Raw genomic sequence first — 18383 nt, 5'->3', positions numbered from 1 at the left:
TTATGTATTTCATTGACTTAAAAACCCTGTTTCATCATCTCATATTCTTCCCTTATAGAACGGTCGATATTGGCCAACGCTTTGGCTGTCCATAATCCACAAAAACTGAAAATACGGGGATCCCTCAATGCTGCGCGAACATCTTCATTCAGTCGAACATCTGTACTTGCCAATTTCGCTTTCTTTAAAGCGTCCTCAATATCATCTGCTTTACGGTGAGCACTAGCACTGAAAAAGCCCGTTTTATTCCTTAACCGTTGAATTTCTTTTTGAACGGCTGCAATGCCCTTTGGGGGATTAGCTTGGAGAATTGTTGTATCGTCTGCATCAGGACTAGTGAAGTCATTTAAAAGCTTTGTAGATTCCTGTCGAACGTCTTCTGATTTCGTAATAATTTCCAGTGCATTTTTCTTTCCTAACAGAGGCTTATCATCCTCATGATTAATTTGCTCATCAATGTCTTCATCGGTTTGCTCACCGGAAAAGCTCTTCTCACTTTGTTCATCGGAAGGGTTCTCTTCATCCTGATCGGAAAATGTCTCACTAATATCATTAAAATCATCGGACTCAGCAATGAGAGCAAGCTTAGCCTTTCGTTGAAATTCCAAAGCTTTGTCGATTATATAGCTATTTGTTGCAGCATAAAATTTTTCAATGACAGGAAGATCCTCGTCAGAAATCGTCCCGAGAAGGTTATCATGTTTCAGACGCAAGGCATCTAAATGATCGTGGTATTCTGAGTCAGAATAGTCGCGGTATGCGAGAAGTGTACCAGGTAAAGCGAAATCTTCGTCCAAGTCAGCAAGCTTGTCGGGATTGTTTAATGCATATCCGATAAATTCAATGCCTAAAGGCCCACAAGACACCAATGTGCCACCGTCCTTATTTTCGCTCTGTATCTGGTGAGGAGACAAAATCAAGCGCATGCCACCAACCCAAATGGGACTTGGCAATTGCAACCGCTTTTGTGCTTGCTCTTTCGCCTCTTTATCTGGATATCCTACAGGATTAAATAAAAATAAACTGACTTGACTATCCCGTTCTCTGCGTAAAATGCCAACCATGTAATGAGCACCACCCTTCTCTGGTTTCAAAATAAAAGGGAAATAACGTTTGCCAGATTTAAGTAGTAATGCTTTACACCAAGCCATCACATCGTCAAAGGGTGCTGTTAACCCATCAATGAAAACATAGGGTTCTAGGAACTCTTTCTTTTTTTCTTCTGGTAGGGATCGATAAATTGACCATACCATTCTTTCTGCATCGATAACATGATACCAAACTGCAAATTTTCGACTGTCTTGGCCATCCCGGTTTCTGAACTGTTGTTGTGCTTTAGTTGGCATTGGAAAACTCCTAAATCTAGTTGTCGATCAGGGTACCCATCTTCTCAGGAGAAAAAATAATTTATGTGGTTTCTAAACTAAAGGCAGTGTTGTACTGAACAATCATTAACTTAAAATTAAGCAATAAGATTATGTTCAGATCAATTGATTAATACTAATGTAAAGAACTTAAGGATACAAGAAAAGTAACAACGGTCGTGAATATTAAAAACTTTCTAGCTCAACGTAATAGCGCGCAAAGACTTCTCAGGCGCATCAATTTTTTTGCATATCTTTATATTTCTCTCATCCTTTCTACTGTAATATGATTTGAGATTTTATAGGGAGATGATAATGAAGTGTTATGCAGTAGGAACCCGTTTCGGAAAAACCCCTTTTCAGTGGGTTATACCTGGAAGTGATGTGACGCGTTTTTTCGCTCAAAGAGCATTGGAGACTCGTAAGAAAGAAATTATTTCTTTTTGCGATGAGCTAGAAGACAACGAAACACACCGAATTCAAAAGGATGGCTATTTTGTACATATTAAAAAAATCGGCAATGATGTTTGTGCAATCATCGTTGATAAGGAGCTATCTGATAAGGAAATGCTCTATTTAAGTTTTCACTTATTGAAAGCAAATGTGGAAATGAGTGAGATCGCCGAAAATCCGGATAAATATACTGAGGATCCCAAAATTGCAACCATCAAGCGGGATTTGGCAGAAACACTGCAAATCATGTTAGAGAATCTTGAAAAAACGAAACTTCGCGGCGAGAAGCTTGAACATCTGGTAGCTACGACTCAAGATTTGGAAGCAAGCTCTTTTCGTTTTAAAAAATCCGCTGAGGATTTAAACAGCTGCTGGCCACGTTTTTGTACACTTATCTAAACACTTTTCTGGTGAGTCATGAAAGAAATCATTTTAGCCACTGCAAATAAAGGAAAAATTGCTGAACTCGAAGCGATACTTAAGTCTTTCCAATGCATCCCTCAGGCGACCTTAGGGATAGCTTCCCCCAAGGAAACCGGCTTAAGCTTTATTGAAAATGCCATTATCAAAGCCAGACATGCAAGTCAGGTAGGCAATAAACCCGCTTTGGCTGATGATTCTGGTTTAGTTGTTGATGCTTTGCATGGTGAACCAGGGATTTACTCCGCGCGTTACGCCGGACCTAAGGCCACAGACACCGAAAATATTTCTTTACTGTTGAAGAACCTTACCGGCGTGAAAGACCAGCAGCGCCAGGCATATTTTTACTGTGCTATAGCCTTAGTCACTCATGCAAATGACCCAACACCGATCATTGCCACAGGCAAACTCGACGGTAGGATTGCCACCATTCCAGCTGGAGATCACGGTTTTGGTTATGATCCTGTTTTCTTCCTGGATTCATTACAGTGCACGATGGCACAATTACCTGCTAACATTAAAAATACAATCAGCCATCGTGCACAGGCTTTGAAACAACTGAGCATTCAACTTTTTGAGATGACTCTTTTATAGAAGTGTTTGCTGTTCATCTGCTTCAGGTGTTTCAGGTTCTGTTTCCTTCATTTTATTAACAATATCATACAAACGGTGTGAGAACACACCCTTTGGCCAATCACTTACTTCCTCAGATGTTAAATTTTCCTCAGCTTTTTGGATACAACTTTCAATATAGTCCTTGAAGCTTTGTTCAGGTTCAGGTTTAGTTTCAACCAGAGCCTGAATCAATTGCTCACTAAAATGACATTTACTGGCTTTACGCTTATCTTTCAGGTTAATACCTAAAGTATCTGTTTCATCGAATAGGGTTTCTCGATAAATTAATAATCTTTGAATAGCCTCATCTCTTTCGCGAGAATACTGTTGCTCTGTAAAATCATTGCTAGACAATTTATCCTGTAAATTAATGATATTTTCATTATCAAGCTCTTTTAGAAATTTTGGAAAAAATCGTTTACGGACTTCTTCTTTATTCTGCTCCTCCTCTTGACTATATCGTTGTGCAGGTTTGAGTTTATCAACCCAAGCAAGTACGGTATCGATAGCCTTAAAAGCAATGGCCTGAGCCCTTTCTGTCAATTCCAAAAATCGTTTTGCGTGCTGACTGAAAAAAGTGGGGTTATGATGACTGTGTAGCAAGTTATTTAATGCATCGTAAGCAGTTTCGTTCTCTTTAGAACTGATGTACTTATTAAGTGCATCAGCTAAGACTTGACCTCTAAGTTCACCATTACCACTATTTCGAAAGTCAAGGACAGCATAAACATCTTTATCGTTCTTATCCCTAATGTATAATCCCTCGTTGGGCTTAAACTCGACTACCATATTCTTAATGGCGATCATTTTCAATGCTTTACACTGAGCATTAGCATAGCTAGTTTTTTCCTGATTTCCACGAATATTATCCCAAAATGTTGAAAAGGTTTCTGGCGTCTGGGTATTTTCGACGAATAGATCGATACCCCATAGACTTTCACTGTTTTCTTGGAATTTTTTATCACGATAAAAAAAGAGTTCATCTTTGGCTCTCATCATACACCTCTCGAAGGATTTAATTATCTCAGTTTAGTCAGCCTGACTTTAATTACTCCTGAGTTATCCTTACTCCAGGTTATTTAGAGAATATTATAGTGGCAAAAACCTATCAAATCACTTAATGTTTGGCCGGTTTTCCATTACAGTGCACAATGGCGCAATTACCTGCTAACATTAAAAAATACAATCAGCCGAAGAATGTAGCGATTAACTTTTTTCACTAAACCAAGTAAAAGCTATCAATGGAAATCCCATCGCTATGAATGGTAAAAAATCAACTAAACAAGACGAGGAGGCTCTATTTGCGGAAGCTTATCTGCTGCAGCGGCAAAATCAATTGCCAGAGGCTATCAAGCTGTATGAGAAATTGTTAGCTGCAAAGCCTAAACATAGTCAAGCATTGCATTTCCTAGGTTTAGCTCATGCTCAGCTCGGTGACATTGAAACGGCTATTCATTTTTTACATCAGGCTTTAGACTTGGACCCTAAAGATGCCAGTTTATACAATAACTTAGCCAATGCTTATAAAAAAAATCATCAATTGCAAGAAGCCATCGAATATTATGAAAAAGCCTTAGAACTTGCGCCAAATTACGCGCAAGCTCATCACAATTTAGCTACCGTTTACGCCTCTCAAAATGAGTACCTTAAAGCCTTGCATCATTACCGCCTTGCTGTGCATGCAGAACCCGATTTTGCTACAGCTCATTTTAATCTAGGCTTATTGTTACTACACAATAATGAATTAGCTGCAGCCAAAGTTCAGTTTAAAAATGTCCTTGCTTTATCTCATGATCATCTGGAAGCGAATTTTTATCTTGGAGTATTGAATTTAGAGGCTAATCGGCTTGATGAGGCGGAACAAGCTTTCCAAAATGTGCTGCGTATGGATAACAACCATGTTGAAGCACTCACTAATTTAGGTGTCATCGCATTAAAACGCAATCAAGGTCAAATTGCAGTGGATTATTTTACCAGGGCTTTAGCCATTGATAATGATCACACTGATGCACGCAATAACCTGGCTGCAACATTTATGCATCATGATCGTTTTGAGAATGCATTAATGCATTATGACGTTTTATTAAAAAAAGAGCCGAAGAATATCGAATACCTTTATAATTCGGGCGTAGCTCAGATGGCTTTAGGTCATTTGAGTGAAGCCATTACCCACTTTGAAGATATTTTACTTCAGATTCCTGAGCACTTTGCCTCCTTAAATAATCTAGCTGCAATCTATATTCGTCTGGAAGATAAGGAACGCGCTCGTAAATTGCTTGAACGAGCAGTAGCCACCAATCCTGCTGATAAAGTCAGCCAGCATATGCTGCATGCCCTAAGTCATGATGAATTGAACCCTAAGACCTGCCCTGAGTATGCCGCCAATTTATTCAATAATTATGCCCTCTATTATGACCAACACATGAAAGAGCAATTGGTGTATGCTTTGCCGCAACTCATAGGGCGCACACTGCATCATTTAACTATTACTCACGTTGAAAACGCTTTGGATTTAGGTTGTGGGACAGGATTATGTGGGGTCATTTTAAGAGAAATTGCCACAACGTTAACTGGTGTAGATATCTCAGCTAAAATGCTTGCGCAAGCTAAGCAGAAAGAAATCTATGATCGATTGATAGAGTCTGAACTTGTCAATTTTCTCAAACAAGAAAAGCAAAACTACGATCTTATTCTAGCCGCCGATGTACTTCCTTATTTTGGTGAATTAGACAGTGTATTGGCGGCGATAACCGAGCGTCTGAGTCACCAAGGCTATTTTATTTTTTCTGTTGAGATCAGTGAAGATAAACCTTGGCAGCTACAAGCGACCGCTCGTTTTTCTCACCAACCTGCCTATATCAAAGCGTTGGCTGATAAGCACTCACTCAAGATAATTCATGAAGAGAAAGTGATAGCAAGGCACCAAAATCAAGCTCCTCTTGCTGAAATATTGTTTGTTTTACAAAAGTAGCGGCCTCGAAAAGTAGGTTGGGCCGAGGCCCATAGCCGTCAGGCTAAGAAAGAAATTGTTTGTTTAACTTATTGAAATAATAATAAAAAAAGCTAGAGTACCCTTTTAAATTTTTTCCCGCCAGGAAAACAACCAAAAGGGACTCTATGCTGCTGGATACCCTATCAAATATTCCTCAAGAAATCTTTAAATTTTTTACTTATGAAGCGGATCGGATAGGAAAGGAAACAGGTTTTCAGAAACGCCGTTCAAAATTGACACCTAGTGTTTTTATAAAATCATTGATAACGCTCTGTTTTTCAGAACATTTTAATTTGGAACTTTTCTGTGGATTGGTAAAAACGCAAAAAGTTTATATCAAAAAACAATCATTACATGAGCGATTTAACGAACGAACAGCCGGATTTCTTAAAGCCTTTTCATTATTCTGTTTAAAGCACTTTCAAATGAAAAAGTTACCTCAACTCCAAGGATTGGAGCAATTTAGTAGCCTTAACATCATTGATAGCAGTACTATATCCTTACATCAGGCGCTGAATGAGCTTTTTAAAGGCAGTGGCGGAGCCGCATCCAGTTCCGCTATGAAAATCCAAATGATGTTTGATTATCTTGGTGGACAAATAAAAGAGCTTACTCTAACTTCGGGCTGTGATAACGATCAGGGCTTTGATAATTATTTTAATACTATTGAAAAAGGAGCTCTTTATTTAATGGATTTAGGTTATTTTAAACTGAACACGTTTAAGAAAATTATGGAAGAAAACGCTTTCTTCATAAGCCGCTTGCTCACCGGAACTAAACTTCTAACACAAGATAAGAAACCTTTTGATTTACTCGTTACCTTGGAGAATGCTGCACCATTCTTTTCTCAGCAGGTCCTTATGGGAGCAACGCATAAAATTCCTGTCCGCTTGGTCGCTCAACGATTACCACCAGTCATTGCCGAGCAAAGGCGGAGAAGACTTATAAAAGATCATCGTCGCCGTGGTTCCACACCAAACCAGGAATCGTTGGCTTTACAAAGTTGGTCTATTTATATTACCAATACCTCTGAAACTCAAATCAATAATAAAGCAATTCATCAAACGTATGCTTTACGATGGCAGGTAGAACTCCTCTTTAAATTAAGTAAATCCTTAATGCATATTGACTCTATCAAAACTAAAAAGTTTGCTCGAGTGATTATTGAAACCTATGGTAAGTTTATTGCAATGATGCTTTTGTTTTTGCTATGCAATCCCATGCGCAACATAGAAGGCAAACAACTCTCTTTTTATAAAGCCTGTCACCAACTAAGTTCCAAGGCTACTGGATTGATTATCGCCCTCATGTCTCCTTATCGATTAAAGCATTTCTTGAATGATTTCTATGAAAATCTCTCCCTCTTTGCTATCAAAGATTCAAAAAAGAAACCTCTTTTGACCTTTGACTTCTGCGAAGGAGAGTGCTTTTAAACTCTTAGCCTGACGGCTATGGGCCTTGGCCCAACCTACTTTAAAAAGAGAGCACTAACCCCCCATCCAATCGTTGTAGTTGTACTCTAAATAGAGTCTGAATTTGCTCAAGACTTCTTTCGTCCTTCGCTTCAAATCGTGCTACAAGGCATGGTGTGGTATTGGAAGCACGCAATAATCCCCAACCGTCAGCAAACTCCACGCGTAAACCATCAATGGTAATGAGCTCAGCTTGAGGAAATTCCGCTTCAGCACAAAAACGCCGCATGAAAGAAAATTTTTTTTCTTCAGCGATGGGGATCTTAATTTCTGGTGTATTGATGCTATTGGGGACCGCTGTAAATTGCTCACTTACTGGGATTGAGCTAAAACTTAGAATTTCCAACAACCGGCAGGCACTGTAGAGAGCATCATCAAAACCATACCAACGATCCTTAAAGAACAGGTGACCACTCATTTCTCCCGCCAAAGCGGCTTGCTCTTCTTTCATAACAGCCTTCACAATGGAATGCCCAGTAGGACACATCTTGGCAATACCGCCAGTTGCTTTAATAACAGCACCCAAATGACTGGAACACTTCACATCGTAAACAATGGTTGCCCCTTTGTTCCGGTCCAAGACATGGCGTGCATAAAGCATAAGTAAACGATCAGGCCAAATAACCTCTCCCTTGTCAGTCACAACCCCAAGTCTGTCAGCGTCACCGTCAAAAGCAATGCCTATATCGGCTTGATTAGAAAGAACGGCTTGCTTTAAATCTTGTAAATTTTTCTCAATGCTTGGATCGGGATGATGATTAGGGAAACGACCGTCAACATCGCAATAGAGAGGAAAAACTTCACAGCCCAAGGCAGCAATCACTTTAGGGATGAAAAAACCACCAATACCATTCCCGCAATCAATGACAACCTTCAATGGGCGCTGCAATTTGACATCAGTCAAAATACGCTGACAATAGTTGTCCATGATATCAAAGGTCAAATATTCTCCCTGTCCTGGCTGGCGCCTTTTAGCGAGTACCATTTCATACAGGCTATCGATATCATTTTGTACCAGTGTTTTTCCAGCCAACACGATCTTAATGCCATTATAATCCGCAGGATTATGACTGCCTGTCACAATCAAACCACTGTCAACGTCTTGCGTATGGGTAGCATAATAAAGCACGGGGGTCGCCACAGCATCTAAATCCAAAACGGTAATACCACTTTCCATTAATCCTTGTTGGATCGCTTTTGCGAGACGCTCACTCGTTAGTCGCCCATCACGCGCCACAAAAATTTTATTGCGCTTTAATTCATGTAAACGACAGCCAATCGCCAAACCAATGGTATAAAAAGCATCCTCATCCAATTGTTTGCCAACGATGCCGCGAATGTCATATGCTCTAAAAACCGAGCGCTCAACCTCTCTTTGCCTGTACATCACAACTACTGCCTCCCTGAGCTCCCAAAACCACTTTCGCCACGACTGCTTTCGGTAAATGAGTCAACAATCTCAAAATGCGCTTGAACCACTGGAAGAAAAACCAATTGCGCAATCCGATCACCGGGATTGACGGTAAAGTGTTCGTGGTTTCGATTCCAACAAGAAATTTTGAGTTCACCTTGATAGTCCGAATCAATCAAGCCCACTAAATTACCCAAAACAATCCCATGCTTATGGCCTAGACCAGAACGAGGCAAAATAACTGCTGCAAGCTTGGGATCCATGATGTGAATCGCCAGACCTGTCGGCAATAAAACCGTTTCCTGGGAGGCGATTTGAATAGGATGATCCGTGCAAACACGCAGATCAAGTCCTGCAGAGCCTGGTGTTGCGTAATGAGGTAATTCAATCGTTTTGCCAATACGTTCATCCAGAATTTTTACTTGAATGGTCTGTTTCATATTATTGTCCTACATGTGCATGGCTGTCATTTTGAATGCTTGTTGCAAGGATTGCAATAATTTGCCCAGCAGCGCGTACCTTATGAATTAAAGGGAGCTCGAATTGCTTATCCTTTGTCAACACGGTCACTTGGTTATAGTCGCTGCCAAAAACTTTACCCTCGCTTACTTGATTAGCCACGATCATATTAAGTCCTTTAACGCGCATTTTTTCTTCTGCATGCTTGATAACATCCGTGGTTTCCGCTGCAAATCCTACGACAAATGAGGCTTTTCCACTTGCTGCAACATCGGCAATGATGTCAGGATTTAGAGTCAATTTGAGCTCTAATTTGTCACCATCTTTCTTTTTGATTTTTTCATGTGCCGGGGATTCAATGTGATAATCAGCAACTGCTGCCGTCCCAATAAAAATCATGCCTTCCTGAAGATGCTTCATGACAGCGTCATGCATTGCTTTTGCTGAGTCTACGTAATGCATTTCAACCTCTGCAGGAGGAATTAATGATGTGGGACCACTGATTAAAATGACTTTAGCACCCGCTCGACTGGCGGCTTCAGCCAAAGCATAACCCATTTTCCCTGAACTGTGATTACTCAGATAACGCACGGGATCAACTGCTTCGCAAGTGGGGCCAGCGGTCATAAGAATGGTTTTTCCTCTTAGTATCCCGTTGATTTCATAAAGGCGCAACGCATTAATGATGGATTCTATCTCTGCCAAGCGCCCTAATCCTTCTTCTCCACAAGCTTGAGTTCCCTCTTCTGGTCCCACCAACATCACCCCCCTACGTTGCAATAATGCGCAGTTTGCCTGCGTTGCAGGGTGCCTCCACATGGATCGATTCATTGCAGGGCAAGCGATAACAGGGGTTTCCGCCACAAGGTATAGCGTTGTTAATAAATCATCAGCCAAGCCATTTGCCATTTTAGCCAAACAATTGGCTGAGGCAGGTGCAATGATCAGATAATCAGCCCAGCGAGCAAGTTCAATATGGCCCATCCCACGTTCAGCTTGTTCATCAAACAAATCGATACCCACCTGATGACCACTTAAGGCCTGGAATGTTAAGGGTGAAATGAATTGTTGTGCAGAAGCTGTCATCACCACCCGTACTTCAGCGCCTAAGTTTGTCAGCTCACGAACAAGATAAGCCGATTTATAAGCAGCAATCCCACCTGAGATACCCAACACTATTTTTTTCGTAGCAAAATCTTGCATGGCTTTTGGTTTTTAATAAGAATATTCGCGATCAAACCATAAACCTCGCAAGAAAGGAATAAAAATGACAAAATCCGCCAGTACTCGGGCGTTAAATATGCGTGAAAAGCTATTGACTCAAGGTGCAAAAAGCCTATCGGATGTCGAATTACTTGCTGTTTTAATTAGTTCAGGGAGTAAGAAAAAATCTTGTGTGCAATTAGCCTTTGATTTACTCAAGCAATTAGGAGATTTACGCACCATATTAAATGCTGATTATCAAACATTTAAACAAGTATCAGGACTAGGGATAGTACGTTATGTGCAACTCCAGGCCGTGCGAGAAATTTGTCTTCGTAGTGATTTCATCAGCTTACAAAAGGATATTCAATTAAATAATTCACAACAAACCTATGCTTACCTTAAACGTCAGTTAAGAGATAGGAAAAATGAAACCTTTGTCGCCTTATTTTTAGACAGCCAACATCGAATTTTAGCTTATGAGGAATTGTTTACCGGTACGATTAATTTGGCCACGGTTTATGCGCGACCTATTGTCGAACGTGCATTAAAAATAAATGCTCAAGCACTGATTCTTGCACATAATCATCCATCAGGCTTATCAGACGCAAGCCCTCAAGATATCGCTGTGACGAAGCATTTAAATCGTGCTCTGGAATTGATTGATGTGACATTACTCGATCATTTGGTGATTGGTGACAATGAGGTCTATTCCATCTTGAATCAAATGAAATGGAGCTGCAATTGATAGAGGTCTCATTGGAAAACCTCCATTCGGCATTAAATTGCAATCATGCATATTTAATTTTATGCTAGCTTAAATAGCCTAAAAGGATTTAGTGAACTTATGCCGAAAAACAAGGGAAAAGAAGCAATAACATCTGAGACCACGTTTATTATCGTAGGTGCCGGTCCCTCAGGTCTTTTTAGTGCCCGTGCTCTGAAAAAGCTTGGGGTGCCCACTCAAAATATAACAATTCTGGAACAACAACCCTGGGTGGGAGGAAAATGTCACACCTACACCGATCCCGATAACCCCGATCTCACTACTGAATTTGGAGCAGAACTCATCGCCCATAACTATGGTGTAGTTCTAGACGCCATCCAAGAAAAAGGTGTTCAACTAGAAGAGGTGCTTCCCACAAAAATAAATTCTATAAATTTCATGAAGCAATTTTATGAGAAGGATAAATTAGGCAAACTGACCTTTTCGGCACAATTCGCACAGGAATTGATTAGTTATGAAGCAGCTTTGCGTAACTATGAATATATTCGCGATAATCAATTGCCTTTGCCCAAAGAATACGAACTGCCTTTCGCTGAATTTGCAAAGCTTAAAGGTTTAACCAAGCTAAATGATTTGCTGCGACCACTGGTTACAGGTTTTGGTTATGGTGCCATGCAGGTTTGTCCCACCTTTGCTATTTTTGAATATTTGGGACATACAACCATCCCTGCCATGCAAATGATCCCGACGCTGTTAAGCGAAGGTCCTTTCTATGGTATCAAAGGGGGGTTTCAACGGTTAATGGAAGCCGTGGCTGCTGATTTTAACGTCCTGACCTCGGTAGAAATATTCTCTATTGATCGCACGGATGGAATATGTGTCAGTTTCTTACAGCAGGGGGAAAAAATACAACTTAAAGCTGACTATCTGATCTTGGCCTTATCCCCCTTGCATTGGAAAAAGCTTGGGCTCAACCTAAGTGAAACTGAAAAGGCGTGTACAGAGAACTTGTCCTACTATCGCTATAATGTCGCAGTGTGCCATTTAAAAGGGTATCCACCACAACAAGAATTCTTTGAACATGGACTCCAACCCCAGGGGTTTGGAGATCTCGCTCTCATTACTTCTCGTGATGCTCGTCCCGATCCTGAAGAAGGTCGTCTATGTAGCGTCTATATCAATCTGCCACCGGGTGAAAATAATTATCATCTTGAATTAGGTGCTCCCGAATGTCAGAAACTAGAATCTGAACTAACCCAGGTAGAAGGAGTAACAGAAGCTAAAATTATCAAAATCAAGACATGGGAAGATTACTTGTCCTTGGTTCCTTGGAAACTTCGTCGTCAACTACACGCTGAGCAATTTACATCAGACCTGCATACAGGATATGTCAATTCCTGTTTATCCTTTGAAGATGTGGCTTGCGTTGCTAACTTTGCTACCGATTTAATAGCTAAGCAATTTGCACTCAATCCCAAGCAAATTTATGATGTTTCATTGGGTACAGAAATTCGGCGGATGTGGACTCTTTTCGCTGCCAAGAAAAACAAGCCAGTTAGCACGGATCAAAAAATAACCTTTGATTCCCCAAAGGAGACAGAACAAGAAATAATCTTGGCTTCCCAAGAAGAGGTTGGGAACGACATTTCTTACTCTTTCCCCAGAGCGCCTTATGGGTGAAGTGATAAGAATTACACATCTACTTATTGCTGTCAGGCATTTTAGGGAGTAAGTCGTTATGGCTGTGCAAATGGATGTTCTTGTTGTTGGCGCGGGGCCTGTTGGTTTGTTTTGTGCGAATGAATTACATCGCCATGGCTTACGCTGCCGTATCGTTGACAAAAAAAGTGAGTTAAGTGATAAATCAAAAGCTTTAGCGATTCATATTCGCTCTCTTGATGTCATGGAAGATTGTGGCTTTATCGATGAAATTCTTAGTCAAGGTAGCCAGATTCTCGGCGCCATTGTTAAATCCCAAGGCGAAATCCTCGCTGATGTTACCTTCGCCCACGTGGAAGCCAGTCGGCATTTTTTAATTGATTTGCCACAAGATAAAACTGAAAGGATTTTAAACCAGGGATTGGTCAACAAAGGATTACGTGTTGAGTGGCAAACCGAACTTCTTAGTGTTGAACAAAGCCATGATGGGGTTACCGCTTTATTAAAACACCATGATGGGAACACTGAGAAATTCAATGTCTCCTGGGTCATTGCCTGTGATGGTTCTCATAGCACCCTACGAGAGCTTGTGGGTGCCCAATTCACTGGTGAAAGTTATAAGCAAACATGGTGGCTTGCTGACCTTCTCATTGACTGGAGTCTACCTAAGAATAAAATGGTTATGTATATTAGCGAGCAAGGACCCGTGGCTTGTTTTCCAATTGGAGAGAGCCGCTACCGGCTAGTTATGACTGCTGAAGAAAAAATCTCCTATGTAGAACCTACCATAGCAGACATTCAACGCGTCTTCACGGTACGCACTGGCGAAAAAGCGACATTATCTGATCCAATATGGATTACACAATTTGGCATCGCTCACCGGCAAATTGACAACTATCGCTATAATCGCATATTTTTTGCAGGGGATGCAGCGCATGTTCATAGTCCTATGGGTGGTCAAGGTCTCAATACAGGTATGCAGGACATCTATAATCTCGTGTGGAAACTTGCCTTAGTAGAAAAATTTTCTGCACCGACGACCCTCTTGGACAGTTATCATCTCGAGCGTCACCCTATTGGTGAGCAGGTCCTAAAAAAGACAGATGTTATGACAAAGATGATTTTAATTAGACACCCTTTGTTAATTGCATTGCGAAATAAGTTTTTTAGGTTCCTTACCTCCTTTGATTTCGTTAAAAAATACATCACCACAGATTTAGCTGAATTAAATATCTCTTATGCCAAAAGTCCCATCGTAAAATGTTTAGGAAAAAAAACGGTGTTTAAGATTGGTGAATTTTCTGCAAATTTTCCTTTAACTGATGGGGAAACGAAAGCAATTAAACAATTGCATGAAATCACTCGTGGCACAATGCATCATCTGTTTTTGTTCGCAGGGAAAGACAATGTTTCTTTGCCAAACACCTTAAAAACAGCGATTACTATGAATGAGCGCTTTAATACGTTAATGAAAACCCATCTTGTCCTTACCAATGGGAGTGAGCTTCCAAAGTTTACTTCCATTTTTTTAGAACCCGATGCAACCATTCATAGACAATTTGCCATCAATGAACCTACTGCTCTACTCATTCGTCCTGATAAGTACGTAGGTCTGACGCAATGCCCCATCGAGGAGAAGGAATTAATAAGTTATATGGAACACGTTTATAGCAAATAAGGTAGAACTATCATGATGACCGTTTTGTTTCTTTTCTATTTCATTGTTGGGTTGCAAATTGTGTTTAAACCCAACCGTTTTATCAAATTGCAATTTTTATTATGCTTGTTTTTAACCATGCTCTTCTTTAATTACCATAGTCATCTGGTGCAAATATGATCACACAAAATAAGTTACATCGATTGGGTAATATGCTCGGTCTGCTGCTGAGTTGTTTTATTTTAGTATTTGCATTCTATCAACAGTTAATCGATCATGACTTGCCCTGCCCCCTATGTTTATTGCAGAGGATTTGTTTTATCGGTGTGGGGTTATGCCTTTGTATGAGCTTAATGAATGGGATTAGAATCAGTTATTATGGTTTGATGATACTGTCATCTTTACTTGGGCTTGGTATCGCTTTACGGCAAATTTTTCTGCATGTATCTCCTGGAGACCTAGGGTATGGTTCGCCGTTATTGGGATTATATCTCTACACCTGGTCTGCGATTGGTTTTGCTATCATTATTGGTCTGGTAGCAATAGGGCTTTTATTTGAAAGGGGTTTTTATGAGCCAAGCCAACCCCCAGGACGGTGGCTTTATGCATTAATGAGTTTCTTTCTCCTCTTGATTCTTGCTAACGGAATCAGTACATTTCTCGAATGTGGTCCTTTTATATGCAAAGATCGCCCAGCTCACTACTACCTATTCGACACAATGGGCTAGGGTCTGTTACATTTCTACTATCTTGGCCAAAATGGCATGATTGTCTGTGCTCCGCTACTCACATACTCTTATATGTATGCTGCGTTGCGGTGCTCGATAATCATGCCATTTTGACTCAAGCTAGCGAAATGTAACAGACCCTATACTTCTAGGAATAACTATGCGCCTTTTAGTCTTCTCATTTTTTTTACTATCTACGTTAGCCGCCAGTGCGGATACGATGGAGCACTACATGAACATTTCCAATAGCATTCCACAAATGGAGATCAAAGCCGATCCCCAAGCTCAGGCATGGGCAAGATCGGCGCGGAATGTGTTATTTATAGCCGATGAAAGCATTGCTGAAACAATACTGCAAGCAAATGAATTAGCAAAAGCGCAAGGAAAGCCACTATTTTGCCTTCCGCAAGGGGTAAAACTCAATGCAATCATCTTAAATGGAATCATCTTGGAAACTTATCGCGAAATTTCTAGTCAACAGAGCGACAAAGATAAAATGACTGTTTCTCAAGTTGCGTGGCTTGGCATCACCAAAAAATATCCTTGTCAATCTGATACGCACGCAAAACAAATGGAACATATGGCTTCTTTACTATCACACTAAGGCAGTGGTTTACGCAAACAAATTGTAAATTTTTTTGACAATTTGACCGCAACGGGGTATAGTACCACTAGTTGCAGTTATGGAAGGACTATGAATCCATTACTACCCTTAATGCAAGCCCAAGAAGCTCTTAGCTTAGATGAACAACTAGAGACAGGCACTGTCTCTGATGCTCTGCATGATGCATTTTTTACGCTCGCAAAAGCCTTTGGCCTACCTTCCAGTTCAGCATCCCAAGTATCCTTCAGTGTGGACAGCGATGAAACAGCGCTAGGAATCTTAAGGTTAGAGGACCGCTTTGCTGAAGAGGTTGTTATAAAAATAGGAACACCTAACGCTAAGGTTTGCCATATGAGGCTTTACGCCGATGACCAGGGGCACGCCCACTGGCACAGTCTCTTCGCTGAAATGGATGAAAATGGTGATCTTAAGCAGATAACTATTACAGACTCCAGATTAAAGGGTGGTGTAGGGATCACTGCGCAGAAGGATATTGAAAGCAATGAATTTTTAAAATCATATTCCGATAAAATTAGATTTCTCGCTGGTGCACAACAGCCCATAGGCATTTACATTTGTTGGATACATTGCTTAGCTAACTTAGCGTCACTAGCAGCAACAGGTCGCGTTTATCAACCTAAAACTGCAAGCCTTGGAATAGAATTAGCCAAGATCATTGAAGAAGCCGATAACCCTCAAGAAAAGCCAATCAAGCACGAACAGATTATTACCATTGAGACACCACCGCCATCACCACTGAGCGTTGAAAAATCTTCTCCAGAAGTGCTACGCAACAGCTCGAATCCCTATCAACTTTTTCCTCCGAAAGTTGATTCCCAGATAGATGAAGATCCTTCTATTGCTCTCATAAAAAATACACGTCAAAGCTCTTTAGACTTCAAAGCAACTGGTGCCACTTCTCTATTTATGGGAGCGAGTACGATGATTATTGGTGGATTGAGTTTGACTCCTCTCCTCCCCTTAAGTTTTCCTGTTAGTATGGGTTTAATAGGAATTGGGCTGATACTAGCCTTAGCGGGATTAGCCTTATTGATTGGGAATTCATTAGGAAAAACGACTTCCAAGCTCCCAGAGCCTAATGAAGACTCTGTCCTATATATTTGATTGCAGATCGAACTCTGCCATAAAAAAAGTTTGACATAGAACGGGATGACAGGTAACGATCTTGATCGAGCTGTAGGTCGGGCTTCTAGCCCATAGCCGTCAGGCTAAGAGTTTAAAAGCACTCTCCTTCGCAGAAGTCAAAGGTCAAAAGAGGTTTCTTTTTTGAATCTTTGATAGCAAAGAGGGAGAGATTTTCATAGAAATCATTCAAGAAATGCTTTAATCGATAAGGAGACATGAGGGCGATAATCAATCCAGTAGCCTTGGAACTTAGTTGGTGACAGGCTTTATAAAAAGAAAGTTGTTTGCCTTCTATGTTGCGCATGGGATTGCATAGCAAAAACAAAAGCATCATTGCAATAAACTTACCATAGGTTTCAATAATCACTCGAGCAAACTTTTTAGTTTTGATAGAGTCAATATGCATTAAGGATTTACTTAATTTAAAGAGGAGTTCTACCTGCCATCGTAAAGCATACGTTTGATGAATTGCTTTATTATTGATTTGAGTTTCAGAGGTATTGGTAATATAAATAGACCAACTTTGTAAAGCCAACGATTCCTGGTTTGGTGTGGAACCACGGCGACGATGATCTTTTATAAGTCTTCTCCGCCTTTGCTCGGCAATGACTGGTGGTAATCGTTGAGCGACCAAGCGGACAGGAATTTTATGCGTTGCTCCCATAAGGACCTGCTGAGAAAAGAATGGTGCAGCATTCTCCAAGGTAACGAGTAAATCAAAAGGTTTCTTATCTTGTGTTAGAAGTTTAGTTCCGGTGAGCAAGCGGCTTATGAAGAAAGCGTTTTCTTCCATAATTTTCTTAAACGTGTTCAGTTTAAAATAACCTAAATCCATTAAATAAAGAGCTCCTTTTTCAATAGTATTAAAATAATTATCAAAGCCCTGATCGTTATCACAGCCCGAAGTTAGAGTAAGCTCTTTTATTTGTCCACCAAGATAATCAAACATCATTTGGATTTTCATAGCGGAACTGGATGCGGCTCCGCCACTGCCTTTAAAAAGCTCATTCAGCGCCTGATGTAAGGATATAGTACTGCTATCAATGATGTTAAGGCTACTAAATTGCTCCAATCCTTGGAGTTGAGGTAACTTTTTCATTTGAAAGTGCTTTAAACAGAATAATGAAAAGGCTTTAAGAAATCCGGCTGTTCGTTCGTTAAATCGCTCATGTAATGATTGTTTTTTGATATAAACTTTTTGCGTTTTTACCAATCCACAGAAAAGTTCCAAATTAAAATGTTCTGAAAAACAGAGCGTTATCAATGATTTTATAAAAACACTAGGTGTCAATTTTGAACGGCGTTTCTGAAAACCTGTTTCCTTTCCTATCCGATCCGCTTCATAAGTAAAAAATTTAAAGATTTCTTGAGGAATATTTGATAGGGTATCCAGCAGCATAGAGTCCCTTTTGGTTGTTTTCCTGGCGGGAAAAAATTTAAAAGGGTACTCTAGCTTTTTTTATTATTATTTCA

General features: G+C 40.3%; 17 protein-coding genes. 11 read left to right on the top strand and 6 right to left on the bottom strand.

Annotation, left to right across the window (positions count from 1 at the left end):
* Positions 1 to 17: 17 nt before the first annotated feature.
* A complete protein-coding gene (locus CKV79_RS01975; protein WP_028374211.1) occupies positions 18 to 1346 on the bottom strand; it encodes a hypothetical protein in 1329 nt (442 codons plus the stop codon).
* Positions 1347 to 1679: 333 nt separating this feature from the next.
* Between CKV79_RS01975 and CKV79_RS01970 the strand changes: the two genes are divergently transcribed.
* Positions 1680 to 2216, top strand: a complete 537-nt coding sequence (locus CKV79_RS01970) for a synaptobrevin family protein (protein WP_028374212.1) — start codon at positions 1680 to 1682, stop codon at positions 2214 to 2216.
* 18 nt (positions 2217 to 2234) lie between these two features.
* Positions 2235 to 2831, top strand: a complete 597-nt coding sequence (gene rdgB / locus CKV79_RS01965) for an RdgB/HAM1 family non-canonical purine NTP pyrophosphatase (RefSeq protein WP_028374213.1) — start codon at positions 2235 to 2237, stop codon at positions 2829 to 2831.
* On the opposite strand, the gene CKV79_RS01960 is transcribed toward rdgB, so the two are convergent.
* Complete coding sequence (locus tag CKV79_RS01960; RefSeq protein WP_131796041.1) at positions 2826 to 3851, bottom strand: hypothetical protein; 1026 nt, start codon at positions 3849 to 3851, stop codon at positions 2826 to 2828. The genes rdgB and CKV79_RS01960 overlap by 6 nt on opposite strands.
* Before the next feature lie 259 nt (positions 3852 to 4110).
* On the opposite strand from CKV79_RS01960, the gene CKV79_RS01955 reads away from it, so the two are divergent.
* A complete protein-coding gene (locus tag CKV79_RS01955; RefSeq protein WP_035916247.1) occupies positions 4111 to 5823 on the top strand; it encodes a tetratricopeptide repeat protein in 1713 nt (570 codons plus the stop codon).
* Positions 5824 to 5969: 146 nt separating this feature from the next.
* Entirely contained in the window at positions 5970 to 7277 is a 1308-nt protein-coding gene (locus tag CKV79_RS01950; RefSeq protein WP_095141691.1) for an IS4 family transposase, read from the top strand.
* A gap of 40 nt (positions 7278 to 7317) precedes the next feature.
* On the opposite strand, the gene CKV79_RS01945 is transcribed toward CKV79_RS01950, so the two are convergent.
* The 3 genes from CKV79_RS01945 to coaBC are packed head-to-tail and all read right to left on the bottom strand — an operon-like array spanning position 7318 to position 10389.
* Complete coding sequence (locus tag CKV79_RS01945) at positions 7318 to 8703, bottom strand: phosphomannomutase/phosphoglucomutase (RefSeq protein ID WP_231950172.1); 1386 nt, start codon at positions 8701 to 8703, stop codon at positions 7318 to 7320.
* 5 nt (positions 8704 to 8708) lie between these two features.
* Positions 8709 to 9167, bottom strand: a complete 459-nt coding sequence (gene dut / locus CKV79_RS01940) for a dUTP diphosphatase (RefSeq protein WP_028374223.1) — start codon at positions 9165 to 9167, stop codon at positions 8709 to 8711.
* Position 9168: 1 nt separating this feature from the next.
* Positions 9169 to 10389 carry a bifunctional phosphopantothenoylcysteine decarboxylase/phosphopantothenate--cysteine ligase CoaBC gene (gene coaBC / locus CKV79_RS01935; RefSeq protein WP_028374222.1) on the bottom strand — a complete coding sequence of 407 codons (1221 nt, stop codon included), beginning with the start codon at positions 10387 to 10389 and terminating at the stop codon, positions 9169 to 9171.
* A gap of 64 nt (positions 10390 to 10453) precedes the next feature.
* On the opposite strand from coaBC, the gene radC reads away from it, so the two are divergent.
* The 7 genes from radC (at position 10454) to CKV79_RS01905 (ending at position 16889) form a co-directional block, all read left to right on the top strand.
* Entirely contained in the window at positions 10454 to 11137 is a 684-nt protein-coding gene (gene radC, locus CKV79_RS01930; protein WP_028374221.1) for a RadC family protein, read from the top strand.
* A 99-nt stretch (positions 11138 to 11236) separates the two neighbouring features.
* On the top strand, positions 11237 to 12796 hold the full coding sequence (locus CKV79_RS01925; RefSeq protein ID WP_051546281.1) for an FAD-dependent oxidoreductase: 1560 nt from the start codon (positions 11237 to 11239) through the stop codon (positions 12794 to 12796).
* Positions 12797 to 12854: 58 nt separating this feature from the next.
* Complete coding sequence (locus CKV79_RS01920) at positions 12855 to 14453, top strand: FAD-dependent monooxygenase (protein WP_028374220.1); 1599 nt, start codon at positions 12855 to 12857, stop codon at positions 14451 to 14453.
* Positions 14454 to 14465: 12 nt separating this feature from the next.
* Positions 14466 to 14612 carry a DUF5993 family protein gene (locus CKV79_RS14105; RefSeq protein ID WP_207385265.1) on the top strand — a complete coding sequence of 49 codons (147 nt, stop codon included), beginning with the start codon at positions 14466 to 14468 and terminating at the stop codon, positions 14610 to 14612.
* Complete coding sequence (locus CKV79_RS01915; RefSeq protein ID WP_028374219.1) at positions 14609 to 15160, top strand: disulfide bond formation protein B; 552 nt, start codon at positions 14609 to 14611, stop codon at positions 15158 to 15160. Before CKV79_RS14105 ends, CKV79_RS01915 begins: the two co-directional genes overlap by 4 nt.
* Positions 15161 to 15320: 160 nt before the next feature.
* Positions 15321 to 15764: a hypothetical protein gene (locus CKV79_RS01910; protein WP_028374218.1), complete on the top strand. Its 444-nt coding sequence runs from the start codon at positions 15321 to 15323 to the stop codon at positions 15762 to 15764.
* Between the two features lie 90 nt (positions 15765 to 15854).
* Positions 15855 to 16889, top strand: coding sequence for a hypothetical protein (locus CKV79_RS01905; protein WP_028374217.1), 1035 nt, complete (start codon positions 15855 to 15857; stop codon positions 16887 to 16889).
* Positions 16890 to 17001: 112 nt separating this feature from the next.
* On the opposite strand, the gene CKV79_RS01900 is transcribed toward CKV79_RS01905, so the two are convergent.
* Positions 17002 to 18309 (bottom strand): IS4 family transposase, encoded by a 1308-nt coding sequence (locus tag CKV79_RS01900; RefSeq protein WP_095141691.1) that lies wholly within the window; start codon positions 18307 to 18309, stop codon positions 17002 to 17004.
* Positions 18310 to 18383 lie beyond the last annotated feature (74 nt).

The sequence above is a fragment of the Legionella lansingensis genome (assembly GCF_900187355.1).
Taxonomy (GTDB): Bacteria; Pseudomonadota; Gammaproteobacteria; order Legionellales; family Legionellaceae; genus Tatlockia; species Tatlockia lansingensis.
The sequence above is the reverse complement of the archived record's forward strand: the minus strand, read 5'-3'. Positions and strand labels throughout refer to the sequence as shown.

Bases quoted from the DNA above. Each gene is read 5' to 3' on its own strand.
- CKV79_RS01975 (WP_028374211.1), bottom strand. From the start codon at position 1,346: ATGCCAACTAAAGCACAACAACAGTTCAGAAACCGGGATGGCCAAGAC.
- CKV79_RS01970 (WP_028374212.1), top strand. From the start codon at position 1,680: ATGAAGTGTTATGCAGTAGGAACCCGTTTCGGAAAAACCCCTTTTCAG.
- rdgB (WP_028374213.1), top strand. From the start codon at position 2,235: ATGAAAGAAATCATTTTAGCCACTGCAAATAAAGGAAAAATTGCTGAA.
- CKV79_RS01960 (WP_131796041.1), bottom strand. From the start codon at position 3,851: ATGATGAGAGCCAAAGATGAACTCTTTTTTTATCGTGATAAAAAATTC.
- CKV79_RS01955 (WP_035916247.1), top strand. From the start codon at position 4,111: ATGAATGGTAAAAAATCAACTAAACAAGACGAGGAGGCTCTATTTGCG.
- CKV79_RS01950 (WP_095141691.1), top strand. From the start codon at position 5,970: ATGCTGCTGGATACCCTATCAAATATTCCTCAAGAAATCTTTAAATTT.
- CKV79_RS01945 (WP_231950172.1), bottom strand. From the start codon at position 8,703: ATGTACAGGCAAAGAGAGGTTGAGCGCTCGGTTTTTAGAGCATATGAC.
- dut (WP_028374223.1), bottom strand. From the start codon at position 9,167: ATGAAACAGACCATTCAAGTAAAAATTCTGGATGAACGTATTGGCAAA.
- coaBC (WP_028374222.1), bottom strand. From the start codon at position 10,389: ATGCAAGATTTTGCTACGAAAAAAATAGTGTTGGGTATCTCAGGTGGG.
- radC (WP_028374221.1), top strand. From the start codon at position 10,454: ATGACAAAATCCGCCAGTACTCGGGCGTTAAATATGCGTGAAAAGCTA.
- CKV79_RS01925 (WP_051546281.1), top strand. From the start codon at position 11,237: ATGCCGAAAAACAAGGGAAAAGAAGCAATAACATCTGAGACCACGTTT.
- CKV79_RS01920 (WP_028374220.1), top strand. From the start codon at position 12,855: ATGGCTGTGCAAATGGATGTTCTTGTTGTTGGCGCGGGGCCTGTTGGT.
- CKV79_RS14105 (WP_207385265.1), top strand. From the start codon at position 14,466: ATGATGACCGTTTTGTTTCTTTTCTATTTCATTGTTGGGTTGCAAATT.
- CKV79_RS01915 (WP_028374219.1), top strand. From the start codon at position 14,609: ATGATCACACAAAATAAGTTACATCGATTGGGTAATATGCTCGGTCTG.
- CKV79_RS01910 (WP_028374218.1), top strand. From the start codon at position 15,321: ATGCGCCTTTTAGTCTTCTCATTTTTTTTACTATCTACGTTAGCCGCC.
- CKV79_RS01905 (WP_028374217.1), top strand. From the start codon at position 15,855: ATGAATCCATTACTACCCTTAATGCAAGCCCAAGAAGCTCTTAGCTTA.
- CKV79_RS01900 (WP_095141691.1), bottom strand. From the start codon at position 18,309: ATGCTGCTGGATACCCTATCAAATATTCCTCAAGAAATCTTTAAATTT.